Raw genomic sequence first — 15,376 nt, forward strand, 5'->3', positions numbered from 1 at the left:
ACCGCCGTGTACCGAACGGTACGCACGGTGGTGTGAGAGGTCGGGAAATTCATTTGAATTTCCCTCCTACTCGATTTTTAGTGGCCGGAGGTGATAAGTCACATATTGGTGCAGTGGCTATTATGGATGAATCGAAAAAGCTGACCTCTATTACCTTTCCAAAACACAAGGAGACTATTATTGCTGAAACCTGGGCTAGACAATTATATGAAAAATTTAATATGCCTGTAGTTGTATCAGCAGGAATTCACTACGATAAAATTACCCCAAATGACATATTATGTGTGGTCAAAGCCACAAATATGCTATTAGAAACTGTATAAACCTTCTAAAAAATTAAAAATGTAAGAAGAATTCGTGAAAAACAAAAATAAATCACGAATTGATTGTAGAATATTAGACAGCGGAACATATTTGTTCTATTTTTTTAGGAGGGCGTAATCATGGCGAAAACTAGAAAGCACCGTAAAATCAAGAATAAGCTGTTATTTCTTATTCTGCCTGTTGTAGTCATATTAGTGTTACTCTTGGTTCTAATATCTAGCGAAGTAGCAAAAAAGAGTATGACAGCAATGGCCAAGAATCAGTTAAGTTCTTCCCTTTCTAACCAGGGAGACAATATTGAATCTTGGCTTCAAAAGAATTTGGAAACCTTTTCGTCATTCAAGCAGATTATTGAATGCACACATCCAGACGAGGAAGGTTTGCAGAATATTCTTAATGCTAGTTATGGCTTTAACACCAATTGTCCAAACGGAATATACGTAGCTTATCCTGACGGTAGAGTATTCAAAGCTAGTCAGTCAGAGCAAAGCTTTAGTAATCCAAAGGAATCTACTTGGTATAAACAGGGCATTACCAGCGTAAACATGAGCTATGGTTCTTCTTATACAAATGATAATGGAGATTCTGTTATTAGTGCTACAGGTATCATTAATGATGGTACAGATGAGATAAAGGTTATTGGAGCTGACGTAGGCTTGGAGCAGATTAGTATAATTGTTAACTCTGGTGTAAAGATGGATGAAGCAGCTTCATTCCTTATTGATAGATCAGATTTTACAATTTTAGCTCACAGAGATTCTGATAGAATTTCAACTACACTTGCTAATACTGATAGCAATAAGCTTATGGCAGCAATAGCAGACAAGCTTAATGACAGAGATTATGCAACCACTGGACTAAAAGGCTATCAAGTAGCCTTTAGAGAAATCCAGGGAACAGACTGGGTATTAGTATCATATGTTGATGATGATGTAATCCTTAAGGATGTAAATAACCTAATTAAAATCCTAGTTTGCGTTGGCTGTGTTGCTATAATCCTAATCATCTTGCTTATTAATATTGTGGTTTCTAGAGTAATATCACCATTAGGACATATCACAAAGCACATTACTGAGATGTCAGAAGGTGATTTCACAATTGAAATTCAGCAGGAGAGCAATGACGAGATTGGTGTAATGGGCTCTAAGGTAAGCGATTTCATTGCATCAATGAGAAAGATGCTTACTTCGATAAATGAGGAGTCTGAGCGACTTAAGGAACAATCCGACAACTCAGATAGAGTATCCAAGAATATGTATGATGCATCTCAGTCACAGGCCAATGCAATGCAGAATTTGAATTCTACAGTTGATCAGCTGGCTGTTGCAGTTAATGAGATTGCGGAGAATGCTACAACACTTGCCATGGTTGTATCAGATACAAGAGAAAATTCAAATCAAGCCAATGCTAGTATGAAGGAGACAGTAGAAATTAGTAAGAAGGGCCGAGAAGATATGGAACATCTTTCTACTGCTATGGAAGGAATCAAGGCTAGTAACGATGAGCTTGTTAATAAGATTAATGACGTTGGTAAAGCATCAGAAGAAATTACAAAAATTGTTAGCTTGATAGCTGAAATCGCTGATGAAACAAACCTTCTTTCATTAAATGCTTCAATTGAGGCAGCCAGAGCTGGTGAAGCAGGAAAGGGATTTGCAGTTGTTGCTAGTGAAATTGGTAAGCTGGCTCAGAACTCAGCAGCAAGTGCCGAGAATATTTCTCGTTTGATTGATGATGTACAAAAGGCTATTAATTCTGTTGTTGAGCAGGCAGAGCAGAGTGCCGAGAATATCGATGCTAATAGCCAGCTGATATCAACAGCCCTTGATACCTTCGATCAGATTTATCAGAATATCCAGAAATCTAACGATTTGCTTGATGAGATGGTTGCAGATGTTGAAAAGGTAGATGAAGTTGCAGGCAATGTTGCAGCGATTTCTGAGGAGCAGGCTGCTAGTGCTGATGAAATCCTTGAAACTAGCCATCATATGGTTGAACAGGCAAATAGCATTACGCAAAGCAGTCAGGACGTTGCAGATAATTCACATGAGCTGGCCAATACATCTCAGAAGCTGACTGGTTATGTTCAGCAGTTTAAGATTGATAGTGAGGAGGTGGACAGCTATGAAGAATAATAAGAGAATGAGAAATCTAGTTTCGATTCTTCTAATGGTGGTACTTTCAGCAGGATTAATCTTGACTGGTTGTAAAAGCTCAGGGGGCGGTTCTACAGGAAGTGGAAGTGGTATAAAAGCTATTTACACAGGCCCTGAAGCAGATACATTTAAGCAGTTACTTATGGATGCCTTAGCAGAATCAGCAGCTGCCGAGGGAATGACACTTGATTTTGGAGATGCTTGTCTCACAATTAATGATCAGGTTGAACAGATTAGAGCAGCTGTTAGCTCTGGATATGATGCAATAATTTGCTTACCAGTAGATAGAGCCACTGCTTTACAGCTACAGACTGCTGCAGGAGATGTTCCAATTGTTTATGTAAATGCCTGCCCTGATGAGCAATACCTAAAGGAAAATCAGTATATTGCCGTAAGTAGCTACGAAAAGAATGCTGGAGAATATCAGGCTGAGTACGTTTATGAGACTCTTGGCAAACCAAGCAGTTTAAATATTGTAATCCTTCGCGGCGAATTAACACATAATGCATCCACTGCTCGTTCAGTATCAGTAAAGCATTGGTTCCAGGATAATGGAATTGATGCCAATGTGGTATTTGACGATACTGCAAACTGGAGTACAGATGAAGCTGCAGATGTTATTAATATTTTCCTAAACACACATCAGAGCTTTGATGCAGTATTCTGTAATAATGATGATATGGCCTTAGGTGCTTGTAGAGCGTTAAAGGCAGCAGGCTATGATTTGTCAGAGGTTCCAGTAGTAGGTGTAGATGCTACAGAGGCTGGCTGCCAGTCAATTGCAGATGGTGATATGCAGTTTACAGTATACCAATCAGCCGCAGGACAGGGCGCAAAAGCAATCGAGGCTGTAAAAGGATTAGTTAATAACGGAAGCTTAGATGGAATAGAAGGTCTTTCAGATGACGGATTATATATCTGGGTTCCATTTGAAAAAGTAGATGCAAACAATGTTAAAGATTACATGTAATGATTCCTACAAAATAGGAACCATTACAGTGGCAACAAAGTAACCGCTTTCCATAGAGGTATCAAAAATACCATTGGATTTGCGGACGGCGCGTTTGATAATTTTCATACCAAGACCGTGAGAATTAGGGTCTTCCTTTGATGTTTTAAGAGTCGGATTAGTCTCTAAAACATCGAAGGAGACCTTATTTTAGCGGATTTCCGAAGATCATGTTGGAGTTATGGTATCTGCGGTCCTGGGTGACTTCTTGGCCGAACCAGGTAGGCGGTGTGAAGCCCTCGGCGGCTTCTATGGATGGAAACTCAACCTCAGCCATTATGAGGCCTTCCATGTGGCCGGCAAAAACGTCCAGCTCTATAGTATATTCACCTAGTGGAATTAGGTAGCGGCGTTTGGTGATTGGGTGACCATCTATTTTTTTAAGTAAATGTTCATAGGCTTCCTTTGTTAATGCGGCTTCGATTTCTTCTCTAGCCATTAGACCGCTTCCTTTGTAGGTTAAAATGTATTTATCATTTTTTTTACGAATTCTGACTACAGGGCTGGTACAAAGGTAGCCCTGTTCGATATCAACATAATCGTAGTTGCTTAAATCTGGTAGTTCATTTATTAAATATTTCTTCTCGATTTCCATAAAGAGCGCTCCTTATATTTATAAATTAATAGTACCAAATTATTTCATTTTTGTGCCTAAAATAATATAATAGACCCATGAAACTTTCGCAATTATTAAAATTTGAGAATATAATAATTCAATGTCACAATAATCCAGATGCAGATGCATTGGCTTCAGGTATGGCAGTGCTTAAATACTTGAAGGACAATGGCAAAAATGCTGGATTAATTTATGGTGGAAATTTCGAAATATCAAAGGCTAATCTCAAGCTGATGGTTTCGGATTTAAAAATTGACATTCATCATGTGAGAAATCAGGGGCAGATTTCGGAAATCTTAGGTATATCCGATGAAGAGATTCCTGATCTTATTGTCACAGTGGATAGTCAATATGGTGAGGGCAATATTGAAAAGTTCAAAGCCAAAGAAATCGCAGTTATTGATCACCATCAGTATACTGGTAAACTTCCAGATTTGGCCGAAGTTAGAAGCTACCAAGCCAGCTGCGCTACAGTTGTGTGGGATATGCTTCGTCAGGAAAATTATCCTATTAATAAAAATGTTCTTCTATCAACGGCTTTGTATTACGGTTTGTGGACAGACAGTAATAATTTCTCTGAGCTTCATCATCCTCTTGATATGGATATGAGAGACGAGCTTTTGTACAGCGAATCTATCATTACAAAGTTTAAAAATTCTAACATTTCCCAAGAGGAGCTTAGAATAGCAGGAATTGCTTTGTTGGGGTCGGAATATTATTCTGATAATCATTATTCGATTGTAAAGACTGATCCATGTGATCCTAATGTCCTTGGAATTATTTCTGATATGCTTTTGGAGGTAGAGGATGTATATTGCTGCCTTGTATATTCAATCCTAGAAGGTGGTATTAAGCTTTCCGTAAGAAGCTGTGTCAAAGAAGTAAAGGCAAATGAGCTTGCAGCCTTTATCTGCGATGGCGTAGGTAATGGTGGCGGTCACAAAGTAAAAGCCGGTGGCTCTATTAGAAGAAAGCTCTTAGAGGTGCAGGAGCTAGAGTACACACCTGCCAGCATCCAACAGTTCTTTAGAGCTAGAATGCATGAGTATTTCAAAGACAACGAAATCATTTATGCTAATAAATACAAAGCTGACATTGCCCATATGGACAAATATAGAAAAAGAAAGCTTCGTGTTGGATATGTTAAAGCTGCTGATGTTGTGGCACCAGGCACCCGCTGTATTATCCGTACCCTAGAAGGGGATGTGGATATGCTGGTCAAGGAAAATACAGTTATTGCCATTGGTATCCGAGGGGAGATATACCCTATGGAATGGGAAAAATTTCTGGACAAGTATCAGATTTTGGATGATGAATATGTTTATCCAGGAGATTACTCTCCATCAATAAAGGATGTAGAAGAAGGCAAAAGCAAGGAAATTCTTCCATTTGCTCATAGCTGCATGTCTATAGGTTCCAATGAAATATATGTTAGCGAGATTAAAAAGAGAACTAAGGTGTTTACCAAGTGGGACTCTGAAAGCTATTACTTAGGGCGACCAGGTGATTATATGGCAGTGCCAGTGGGAGACATATCCGATGTTTACATAATCGAGAGAAGCATATTCGAAGAAACCTACGAAAAAGTCTAGGATAGACTAATATTTTTTGAAATAAAATGGACTCCGCATTCCATCTAAACTGGGTGGTAGCGGAGTCCTTTATAATCAGCGCACAAAGTGCGCAGTTTACAGCTAAAAATCAGAAGGAAACAATAGAATAATTATCCTTGAGACCTTTAATCTGTAAATATGATTGCACATTTATAACTCGTTTTGCTAATTTGTGACCTGTCTGGGTAAATCCATCAGCTTCAACTTCATTGAAAATCATGTCATTACCTTCTTCAATTCCACGTCTATCAGTAATGTGGTATTTCACTATGCCACTTGCTATACGAGCAAATTCTTCCTTAGAAACTAATACACTAACTTCAACATTACCTCCAGCAGCACCAGTTTTTAATGTATTGGTATCTGCAAAAAACTGACGGCCTAACTCATCTTCCTTGTTGCCGTTCATAGCCTGACTCAAACCCTTGATAAGATCTTCTCTTCCTGCCATAGTTTTCTCCTTCGTAAATTAGCATCCAGCTTCAGTACTCTTAGAATACAATTTTTATTTGTAAGAATTGTGAAAAAGATGTGTAAATGCTTTAAGAACAAAAAATTCATTGTGATTTACGCCTTGTAACTATAAAATGATTATAGCCAATTTAGGTTATTAAGTGAGGCGGTAGACATCAAGCTCTTAGGTCTGTGAATGAGGCATTTTTTGCCGAATGAATAGACACTAAGGCTTGTGGGCGTAACCGCCGGACTAAAGAAAGAGAGAATGTTATGAGTTTTGTTCATTTGCACACCCATACAGAGTATTCACTGTTGGATGGTTCTAATAAAATAAAGTCTTATGTCAAAAAGTGTCTGGATATGGGCATGACAGCGGCGGCTATCACAGACCATGGAAATATGTACGGCGTTACTAAGTTCTATGATGAGTGCCAGGCCCAGGGACTGAAGCCAATTATTGGTTGTGAGGTCTATGTTGCACCAGGTTCAAGATTTGATAGAGAAATGGTAAAGGGTGAGGATAGATACTATCACCTTATTTTGCTTGCAGAAAATGAGCAGGGTTATCATAACTTAATTAAAATTGTATCTGCCGGTTATGTGGATGGATTCTACTATAAGCCTCGTGTAGATTTTGAAATATTGGAGAAATATCATGAGGGACTTATTTGCCTTTCAGCATGTCTTGCAGGTGAGGTGGCTAGAGCATTGGCAAGAGGTGCTTATGATGAGGCCAAAACTGTAGCATTAAAATATCGAGATACATTTGGGGCAAATAATTATTTCCTTGAAATGCAGGATCACGGTATAGCTGAGCAGGCCACAGTAAATCAGGGCCTAATGCGCCTTTCGAAAGAGACAGGCATTCCTCTTGTCGTTACAAATGACTGCCATTACACCAACAAAGAGGATGCAGACAGCCATGATGTTTTGCTCTGTATTCAGACTGGCAGCAAATTAGAAGACGTAGACAGAATGCGTTTTGAAACTGAAGAGTTTTACGTAAAATCTGAGGAGGAGATGCTTGAACTATTTCCTTATGCAAAGGAGGCAGTTTACCGCACTCAGGAGATTGCAGATAGATGCAATGTGGAAATCAAATATCATGTGGCGGGGCTTCCACCATTTGATGTTCCAGAAGGGTATGATACATGGACATACCTTAACAAGCTTTGCTTTGACGGCTTAAAGGAGCGCTATGGTGATGACGCACATCTATATGAGGACCGTCTTAACTATGAGCTTAATACAATCAAGGAAATGGGTTATGTAGAATATTTCCTTATCGTATGGGACTTCATAAACTATGCTAGAACCCACGGTATACCAGTTGGACCTGGCCGTGGTTCTGCAGCAGGCTCACTTATTAGTTACACCACAGGTATCACTGATATTGACCCTATGAAATACAATCTGGTATTCGAGCGATTTTTGAATCCAGAGCGTGTTAGTATGCCCGATATTGATACTGACTTTGACCCTGTAGGTCGTGAGGAGGTTATCGACTACGTTCGTAAAAAATATGGAGATGACTGTGTTACTCAGATTGTTACCTTCGGTACCTTAAAGCCAAAGAGTGTAGTTCAGGATGTTGGACGAGTAATGGGCCTTCCAATTCCATTTACTAACGGTATCAAAAAGCTTATCCCTGATGTGCTTGGCGATGGCGGAAAGGTGACAATCGAATCTGCTATTGAGCATAGCATTGAGCTTAAATCCTTGTATGAAAGTGACCCTCAGGTCAAAAAACTTTTGGATATTTGCAAACGCCTAGAAGGTCTTCCTAGAAATACAGGTGTACATGCTGCCGGAGTAGTTATCTCTGCAAAACCAACTGATGAATACATGCCACTTGCCCTTGGTAAAGGCGATGTTATTATTACTCAATACGAAAAAGAGGTTATCGAAGCAATTGGCCTTTTAAAGATGGACTTTTTGGGCCTTCGAAACTTAACTGTAATTAACGGCACAATCAAGCAGGTTGAAAAGAACTATGGAATTAAGCTTGATTTGCATGAAATAGATTACAACGATAAAGGGGCAATGGAGCTTTTCGCTGCCGGCAAAACTGATGGAGTCTTCCAGTTTGAGTCTACGGGAATGAAGAGCTTACTAAAACAGCTTAATCCTACACAGATTGGCGATTTGATTTTGGCAAACGCCGTATATCGTCCAGGCCCAATGGATTTCATACCAAAGATTATCGATTGTAAAAATACAGGAAAAGAGTCGCCATTTGTTCAGAAGTTTCCTATTCTAAAGGACGTGCTTGGAGACACATATGGGTTCCCTGTTTATCAGGAGCAGGTTATGCAGATTATGACTACCTGCGCCGGTTATACAATGGGACGTGCTGACAATGTACGACGAATGATGAGTAAGAAAAAGGTTGATAAGCTAGCTGCAGAGCGTCCAGCATTTGTACAGGGCTGTTTTGAGAAAAACGGTATTTCTAATGAGGATGCTGATTGGCTCTTCGACCAGTTGATGCCATTCGCTTTGTATGGATTCAACAAATCTCATGCAGCAGCATATTCGTATGTAGCAGTTCAGACTGCCTACCTGAAAAAATATTACCCACTAGAGTTCATGGCTGCGCTAATGACATCTGTTCTTAACAGCAGTACAAAAATTGCTGAATATATTGCTGCTTGCCGTGAGTCAGGAATTGAGCTTTTACCACCTGATGTAAATTATGGTGAGGCAGATTTCGCTGTAGATAATGGTAAAATCCGCTATGGATTATCTGCTATAAAGTCAGTTGGTAGCAACACTATTACTGCAATTATTCAGGATAGAGAGCGAAACGGCAAGTATCGTGACTTGGAGGATTTCATTAATCGCGTAACAAAATATGATGCCAATAAACGTACAGTAGAAAATCTTATAAAGGCAGGAGCCCTAGATTCCCTTGAAGGTAACCGCCGCCAGAAGTGCATGATTTTCCCTCAAATATTGGATTCTGTTAATAACAAGCGAAAGAAAGACATCGATGGTCAGATGTCGCTTTTCGATTTTGCTAGTGATGAGCAAAAAGAAGAGATGAAAATAACCTTGCCAAACGTTGATGAATTCGACAAGGAAATGCTTTTGGCTTTTGAAAAAGAATTGATGGGTGTTTATGTTAGCGGTCATCCACTTGATGATTACATTTCACTATTAGAGAAAAATACTACAGCCCATGCCAGCCAATTTATTATTGATGAGGAAACAGGACAGACAGCTGTTACAGATGACAGTGAAGTGATAATTGGAGGTATGATTACCTCAGTTTTAAATAAATACACTAGACAAGGCAAGGCAATGGTATTCCTTACCCTAGAGGATTTGACTGGTTCAGTGGAGGTTATAGTATTCCCTAACAGTTACGATAGAGCTCGCACATTTATTTCTGAGGGCAACAAAGTAATTGTAAAAGGCCGTGTTCAGGCAGACGAAGAAAGAGATGCCAAACTTATCTGTCAGGAAATCAAGAGCTTTGATGACTGTGGTAGAGAGGTTTGGATACAGTTCGAAAACAAAGCAAGCTTTGATGCCTCAGAGCAACAGCTTAATAGCGTTATCAGGGAAATGGATGGCAATGATGGCCTTGTTATTTTCCTAAAAGAAGAGAAAGCTGTTAAACGCATGGGTCCTAACTGGGCAATATCTGCTTCCGCGGAAAATCTATCCTTATTATATGAGGCTTTTGGCCAAGAGAATGTCAAAGTTGTTGATAAGAAGGTGGAATTTCCTAAAAGTCGTGGAAGATATTAGAATTTAATGTTGAAAACGGTATCAAAAGAAGATAAAATAGATGCGAATTGTTTGAAAGAGGGATTTTAGGAGGATTTATCAAATGGCAGATAAGGTAAAGACAATTGGTGTACTTACCTCTGGTGGCGATGCTCCTGGCATGAATGCAGCTATTCGTGCTGTTGTTCGTCAGGCTATTGCTAGAGGAAAGACAGTCAAAGGTATCAGAAGAGGATACGCTGGATTACTTTCTGGCGAGATTATAGATATGAACGCACATAGCGTTTCAGAGACTATTCAACGAGGTGGTACTATTCTTCAGACCGCTAGATGTCTTGAGATGCTCGAACCAGAGTATCAAGAGAAAGCAGCTAAGAATGCAATCGCTGCAGGTATTGATGGCCTTGTAGTTATCGGTGGTGATGGTTCTTTCAAGGGTGCTCAGAAGATTTCTAAGTATGGAATCAACACAATCGGTTTACCAGGTACTATCGATCTTGATATTGCATGTACAGAGTATACAATCGGTTTCGATACTGCTGTTAACACAGCTATGGAAGCTATCGATAAGGTTCGTGATACATCTACATCACATGAGCGTTGCTCAATCATTGAGGTAATGGGCCGTGGCGCTGGTTATATCGCTCTTTGGTGTGGTATTGCAAACGGTGCAGAGGATGTTCTCCTTCCTGAGAGATATGATTATGATGAGCAGAAACTTGTAAATCACATTATCGAAGGACGTAAAAAGGGAAAACAGCACCACATCATCATTAATGCAGAGGGTATTGGACACTCTACATCAATGGCTAAGCGTATCGAGGCCGCAACAGGCATCGAGACACGTGCTACTATCCTTGGTCACATGCAGCGTGGTGGTTCGCCTACATGTAAGGATCGTGTATATGCATCTACAATGGGGGCTATGGCAGTTGACCTTCTTTGCGAAGGCAAAACAAACCGCGTAGTTGGTTATAGACATGGTGAGTTCATCGACTTCGATATCGATGAGGCGCTTGCTATGAAGAAGGATGTTGACGAGTACCAGTACTCACTTTGCAAATCTTTGAACAATGATTACAAGTACTAAAAACGAGCAGATTAAAAATATAACATCACTAATCAAAAAAGCCAGAGAGCGTAAAGCTCAAAGGCTTTTTGTGATTGAGGGAATACGAGCTGTGGCAGAGGTGCCAGGGCAGCTTTTGCATGCTATCTACTACGTAGAAGGCTTTGCTGATTCTGCAGAAGGTCAGGCCTTTATCTCAGATATTCACGCAAAGGCTCCAAACGCTCCTATTGAAGAAGTGGCCAAAACTGTATTTAATTCCATGAGTGATACAGTTACACCACAGGGAGTTTTGGCTCTTGTGAAAATGCAAGAGTTCACCCTTGAGGATGTGGTTGGAGCTACCGCAGGACGTGTGCCTCATGTGATGATTTTAGAGTCGCTGCAGGATCCAGGCAATATGGGAACCATAGTCCGTACAGCCGAGGGTGCTGGAGCTACTGGTATTATTATGAACAATACCACTGTGGATATTTATTCTCCAAAGGTGGTTCGTTCTACAATGGGAAGCATTTTCAGAGTGCCTCATATCGTAGTAAAAGATTTAAGTGCAACTATCGAGCAATTAAAAAATGATTATCGTATTTCCGTATATGCTGCTCATTTAAAGGGTGAGAAATATTACGATGAATTTGATTTAACTAGCCCTACTGCATTTATGATAGGAAACGAAGGTAATGGACTTACAGACGAGATTTCTAATTGTGCTACTTCCTACCTTAAAATTCCTATGGAAGGAAAACTAGAATCATTAAATGCTTCAGTTGCCGCCAGCTTGCTTATGTACGAAACCCATAGGCAGAGAAAAAACAGTGGAGTTTAATGAATATGAGAATATGGTTCAAATCCTGGAAAGATAATCATATGCTTCAAGATTATGTGTGGGAAGACGATTCGCAAGAGACTAGAACACACAAAATTTTTGCTGCAGTTGATAAAGCTTCATACGAATTTGATACTAGCAAACCAGTCTGGTTGGAGTCTACTATCCGGGAGTTCAAACGACATGGCAAGGCTAGATTTACAAAGGATAATTTTGTGGATGAAATCCCATTTGATTATCTTGAAATTCATGTTTTAGACGAAGACTAAAACACAATTTATTAACATAGTGATTGCTGTTTTCTAATGAAAAACAACGGACTATGTGATATTATTAACAAGGGGAGAAACAACGGGAGGTGAAAAATTGTGGACATGAATATGTTTCAGGATGATGGTGTCAATTCATGGAATACCGTCATGCTTTTATACGAATCCGCAATCAAAAAATTTCGTACCAAGGTAGAAATTTTAAATGATGAATTTCAACAGGTACATCAATATAATCCAATAGAGTATATTAAAACAAGAGTTAAGACACCAGAGAGCATAGTTAAAAAGCTCAAAAAAAACGGCTATGACGTTTCGATACCAAGTATGATTGAACATTGTAACGATATAGCTGGCGTCAGAATAGTTTGCTCATTTACATCAGATATTTATCAAATTGCAGAGATGATTGGACGTCAGACAGACGTTACAGTTATTTCAATAAAGGACTACATCAAAAATCCTAAGACATCAGGCTACAAGAGCTATCACATGCTTGTTAAGATTCCGATTTACCTATCTGACAAAACTGTTGATACCAAAGTAGAAATCCAGATTCGTACTATAGGTATGGACTTCTGGGCTAGCCTAGAGCATAAAATTTATTACAAGTTCGAGGGTAATGCACCTGAATACATCAGTAGAGATCTTCGTGAATGTTCTGAGATTGTATCGATGATGGATACCAAAATGCTTCAGCTTAATGAGGCTATCATGCAGACCAAGCTTGAGGAGGAGCGTCAGCGAGAAGAAAGCAAACACACAAATGGCTGGCAGGAAAAGGTAGTCGAGGGCAATACTCATTAGTATTTTTCATATATAGCTTAATATGATATTATTTACACTGTCGGGCAGGTCCTGGCAGTGTTTTTTTAGGAGGATAATTATGATAGAAATATTAAAAGCAATATTATTCGGTATTGTTGAAGGAATAACTGAATGGTTACCTGTTAGTAGTACCGGTCACATGATTCTTTTGGATGAAATTGTAAAACTTGATGTTTCAGAAGAGTTTTACAGCATGTTTCAGGTAGTTATTCAGTTAGGTGCAATCCTTGCTGTAGTTATTATTTTCTGGAATAAAATTTGGCCATTTGGCAAGAAAACAAATGAAGCACCACTTAGCAATTCTGGTATAGGCGCATGGATCAAAAAAGATATTTTCGTATTGTGGTTTCATATTTTGTTGTCATGTATACCAGCAGCAGTAGTTGGTGTACTTTGGGATGATCTTTTTGAAGAATTATTCTATCACCCAATCCCAGTGGCACTTGCCCTTATAGTTTTTGGTGTAGCATTTATTATTGTTGAAAGCATGAATGCTGGAAAGAATGCAAAAATCACTACAGTAGCAGACATTACTTACATGACAGCATTTTTGATTGGTATGTTCCAGCTTATCGCAGCAATCTTCCCAGGAACATCTCGCTCAGGTGCAACAATTGTTGGTGCCCTTATTATTGGCGTTTCACGAACAGTCGCAGCTGAGTACACCTTCTACTTAGCTATTCCTGTAATGCTTGGCGCAAGCTTACTTAAAATCTTAAAATTCGGTCTTGATTTTACCTCAATGGAGGCAGCAATTCTCGCAGTAGGCATGGTTGTAGCATTTTTAGTATCTATTGTTGTAATTAAATTCTTGATGGATTACATAAAGAAACACGACTTCAAGATTTTTGGATGGTACAGAATTGTACTTGGAATTATAGTTATTATCTGCGGTATAGCAGGCATCATAAAATAATATATAAAATAAAAATACCCTCGTAGGCATCAAGCTCTTAGGTTTCTCAAGCGAATCGTTTTAGATGAGCGGAGAAACACTAAGGCTTGTAGCCGTAACGAGGGTTTCTTAGTCTTTGGGATATTTTACAGCTGCGCTGTGCAGTGTGGACAGCGAGTAGCTTTGATATTTATTTTGCTGTAGCAGTATGGGCAATCTTTTTCGGTTGGCTCAGTAGCTTCAGCATCTTCTTTGTTTTTCTTTACAAGTGCAGTGGCACGTTCTGTGGCTCTGTTAATCCCTTTAATAAGACAGAAAATAACAAGCGCAACGATTAAAAAGTTAATAACAGCAGTAATGAAATTTCCATAAGTAAGAACAGGTGCATTCTCTCCTGAACCAAGAGTGACCTTTAATTCTGAAAAGTCTGTTCCGCCGAAGATTCCAAGGATTGGTGTGAGAATATCTTCGTTTAATGAAGTTACGATAGCAGTGAAAGCACCACCAATAATGACACCAACTGCCATATCCATTACATTGCCGCGAAGAATAAATTCTTTGAATTCTGAGATAAAACCATTCTTTTTACTCATAGTGACCTCCCATAAATATATGATAACTAAATAAAACAATTTTATTATAGCAATCTAGATAACAAACCAAAAGATGTACAGTTGGAAAAATTCGTTGAAAAAAGTATAAAAAATTAAAATCGTTAAAAAAATGTTGCTTGTAAAAACTGAATATGAGACAATAACACTAGCGTATTTTTATAAATAATAATTTAAAGACAGGGAGGAATAAAAATATGGCTTTTTGTAAATATTGCGGAAATCAATACGAAGACGGACAGCAGTGCAATTGCCCAGGTGCACAGGCAGAGAGAGCAGCTGCTACAAATAATCAAGGGTTCGCTCCAAATGGTGCTCCACAGCAGCAGTTTGCTCAGCAGCCTTATGGACAGCCTTATGCTCCAGCAAACAACATCGGACCAGAGTTAGGAAAGGTATTCAAGAATTTCTTTGTGGCTCCAGTTGAGATGTTCCAGGATGCTATGACAGCAACAAGCAACGCTGCACAGTTTATTGCACTTGGCATTAGTGCTCTTGTAACACTTATTTTCTCATGGTTAGCATTCGGTGACGTTTTTGATGATGAAGCATTCAAGTATGCTTTCTTTGTAGTTTTAATTACAGTTGCATTAAAGGCAGTACATTGCGTAGTTGCTTTCTTAATTAAGGATAATGCACAGTTACCATTTGGTAAGTTATTTGCAGCATTTGGTACAGCTACTATTTTTGATGCTATTGCTTCAATCGTTATGTTCTTCATCTTCAAGATGTGTGCAGGCGCTGACTCAGCTACATCTATCGTAACATGGGTGTTTGGTTTATTCTTTGCTTGGACTGTAGCAGGTGGTTCTTACACAAAGGCAGCATATACAGTAGCTACTAAGAAAGAGTCAAAGATTGTAAACGCTTTTGCTATCACAGCAGCAGTTTGCTGCTTCATCGTAGTTGCAATCATGGTTAATGCAGCTGAAGATTCACTCAGCTTAGGAATGTTTTTCTAATACATAATTA

13 protein-coding genes and 2 pseudogenes are annotated in these 15,376 nt (G+C 39.1%); 11 read left to right on the plus strand and 4 right to left on the minus strand.

What is annotated here, in order from left to right:
* The 3 genes and pseudogenes from E7276_RS12945 to E7276_RS12955 all read left to right on the plus strand — a co-directional run.
* Positions 1 to 323, plus strand: a pseudogene (locus E7276_RS12945) (hypothetical protein); the annotation flags it as partial.
* Positions 324 to 443: 120 nt separating this feature from the next.
* The gene (locus tag E7276_RS12950; protein WP_294218407.1) at positions 444 to 2,459 is read left to right on the plus strand and encodes a methyl-accepting chemotaxis protein; all 2,016 of its coding nucleotides are present in this window, start codon (positions 444 to 446) and stop codon (positions 2,457 to 2,459) included.
* Positions 2,449 to 3,450 (plus strand): substrate-binding domain-containing protein, encoded by a 1,002-nt coding sequence (locus E7276_RS12955; protein ID WP_294218410.1) that lies wholly within the window; start codon positions 2,449 to 2,451, stop codon positions 3,448 to 3,450. Before E7276_RS12950 ends, E7276_RS12955 begins: the two co-directional genes overlap by 11 nt.
* A gap of 6 nt (positions 3,451 to 3,456) precedes the next feature.
* Here the strand turns inward: E7276_RS12955 and E7276_RS15170 are convergent.
* Both E7276_RS15170 and E7276_RS12960 read right to left on the minus strand, forming a co-directional pair.
* Positions 3,457 to 3,597 (minus strand): annotated as a pseudogene (locus E7276_RS15170) (GHKL domain-containing protein); the annotation flags it as partial.
* Between the two features lie 37 nt (positions 3,598 to 3,634).
* Complete coding sequence (locus E7276_RS12960) at positions 3,635 to 4,084, minus strand: CYTH domain-containing protein (protein WP_294218413.1); 450 nt, start codon at positions 4,082 to 4,084, stop codon at positions 3,635 to 3,637.
* Between the two features lie 77 nt (positions 4,085 to 4,161).
* On the opposite strand from E7276_RS12960, the gene E7276_RS12965 reads away from it, so the two are divergent.
* Complete coding sequence (locus E7276_RS12965; RefSeq protein ID WP_294218415.1) at positions 4,162 to 5,697, plus strand: DHH family phosphoesterase; 1,536 nt, start codon at positions 4,162 to 4,164, stop codon at positions 5,695 to 5,697.
* A gap of 109 nt (positions 5,698 to 5,806) precedes the next feature.
* On the opposite strand, the gene E7276_RS12970 is transcribed toward E7276_RS12965, so the two are convergent.
* A complete protein-coding gene (locus E7276_RS12970; RefSeq protein WP_294218418.1) occupies positions 5,807 to 6,169 on the minus strand; it encodes a hypothetical protein in 363 nt (120 codons plus the stop codon).
* Positions 6,170 to 6,444: 275 nt separating this feature from the next.
* Between E7276_RS12970 and E7276_RS12975 the strand changes: the two genes are divergently transcribed.
* The 6 genes from E7276_RS12975 (at position 6,445) to E7276_RS13000 (ending at position 13,814) form a co-directional block, all read left to right on the plus strand.
* Positions 6,445 to 9,930, plus strand: coding sequence for a DNA polymerase III subunit alpha (locus E7276_RS12975; protein ID WP_294218420.1), 3,486 nt, complete (start codon positions 6,445 to 6,447; stop codon positions 9,928 to 9,930).
* 82 nt (positions 9,931 to 10,012) lie between these two features.
* The gene (gene pfkA / locus E7276_RS12980) at positions 10,013 to 10,999 is read left to right on the plus strand and encodes a 6-phosphofructokinase (RefSeq protein WP_294218423.1); all 987 of its coding nucleotides are present in this window, start codon (positions 10,013 to 10,015) and stop codon (positions 10,997 to 10,999) included.
* The gene (locus E7276_RS12985; RefSeq protein ID WP_294218426.1) at positions 10,983 to 11,801 is read left to right on the plus strand and encodes a TrmH family RNA methyltransferase; all 819 of its coding nucleotides are present in this window, start codon (positions 10,983 to 10,985) and stop codon (positions 11,799 to 11,801) included. Before pfkA ends, E7276_RS12985 begins: the two co-directional genes overlap by 17 nt.
* 5 nt (positions 11,802 to 11,806) lie before the next feature.
* The gene (locus E7276_RS12990; protein WP_294218458.1) at positions 11,807 to 12,070 is read left to right on the plus strand and encodes a hypothetical protein; all 264 of its coding nucleotides are present in this window, start codon (positions 11,807 to 11,809) and stop codon (positions 12,068 to 12,070) included.
* Positions 12,071 to 12,175: 105 nt separating this feature from the next.
* Positions 12,176 to 12,877, plus strand: a complete 702-nt coding sequence (locus tag E7276_RS12995) for a GTP pyrophosphokinase (protein ID WP_294218459.1) — start codon at positions 12,176 to 12,178, stop codon at positions 12,875 to 12,877.
* A gap of 79 nt (positions 12,878 to 12,956) precedes the next feature.
* Positions 12,957 to 13,814: an undecaprenyl-diphosphate phosphatase gene (locus E7276_RS13000; protein WP_294218428.1), complete on the plus strand. Its 858-nt coding sequence runs from the start codon at positions 12,957 to 12,959 to the stop codon at positions 13,812 to 13,814.
* Between the two features lie 125 nt (positions 13,815 to 13,939).
* On the opposite strand, the gene mscL is transcribed toward E7276_RS13000, so the two are convergent.
* The gene (gene mscL / locus E7276_RS13005; protein WP_294218430.1) at positions 13,940 to 14,386 is read right to left on the minus strand and encodes a large conductance mechanosensitive channel protein MscL; all 447 of its coding nucleotides are present in this window, start codon (positions 14,384 to 14,386) and stop codon (positions 13,940 to 13,942) included.
* Between the two features lie 215 nt (positions 14,387 to 14,601).
* Here mscL and E7276_RS13010 point away from each other — a divergent pair, with 215 nt between their 5' ends.
* Complete coding sequence (locus E7276_RS13010) at positions 14,602 to 15,366, plus strand: hypothetical protein (protein ID WP_294218431.1); 765 nt, start codon at positions 14,602 to 14,604, stop codon at positions 15,364 to 15,366.
* Positions 15,367 to 15,376: the final 10 nt, after the last annotated feature.

This window comes from Pseudobutyrivibrio sp., from assembly GCF_015057185.1.
In the GTDB taxonomy this organism is placed as follows: domain Bacteria; phylum Bacillota; class Clostridia; order Lachnospirales; family Lachnospiraceae; genus Pseudobutyrivibrio.

Coding starts and splice junctions, on each gene's coding strand:
- E7276_RS12970 (WP_294218418.1), bottom strand. CDS start 6,169: ATGGCAGGAAGAGAAGATCTTATCAAGGGTTTGAGTCAGGCTATGAAC.
- E7276_RS12975 (WP_294218420.1), top strand. CDS start 6,445: ATGAGTTTTGTTCATTTGCACACCCATACAGAGTATTCACTGTTGGAT.
- E7276_RS12965 (WP_294218415.1), top strand. CDS start 4,162: ATGAAACTTTCGCAATTATTAAAATTTGAGAATATAATAATTCAATGT.
- E7276_RS13000 (WP_294218428.1), top strand. CDS start 12,957: ATGATAGAAATATTAAAAGCAATATTATTCGGTATTGTTGAAGGAATA.
- E7276_RS12955 (WP_294218410.1), top strand. CDS start 2,449: ATGAAGAATAATAAGAGAATGAGAAATCTAGTTTCGATTCTTCTAATG.
- E7276_RS12950 (WP_294218407.1), top strand. CDS start 444: ATGGCGAAAACTAGAAAGCACCGTAAAATCAAGAATAAGCTGTTATTT.
- E7276_RS12995 (WP_294218459.1), top strand. CDS start 12,176: ATGAATATGTTTCAGGATGATGGTGTCAATTCATGGAATACCGTCATG.
- E7276_RS12960 (WP_294218413.1), bottom strand. CDS start 4,084: ATGGAAATCGAGAAGAAATATTTAATAAATGAACTACCAGATTTAAGC.
- E7276_RS12985 (WP_294218426.1), top strand. CDS start 10,983: ATGATTACAAGTACTAAAAACGAGCAGATTAAAAATATAACATCACTA.
- mscL (WP_294218430.1), bottom strand. CDS start 14,386: ATGAGTAAAAAGAATGGTTTTATCTCAGAATTCAAAGAATTTATTCTT.
- E7276_RS13010 (WP_294218431.1), top strand. CDS start 14,602: ATGGCTTTTTGTAAATATTGCGGAAATCAATACGAAGACGGACAGCAG.
- E7276_RS12990 (WP_294218458.1), top strand. CDS start 11,807: ATGAGAATATGGTTCAAATCCTGGAAAGATAATCATATGCTTCAAGAT.
- pfkA (WP_294218423.1), top strand. CDS start 10,013: ATGGCAGATAAGGTAAAGACAATTGGTGTACTTACCTCTGGTGGCGAT.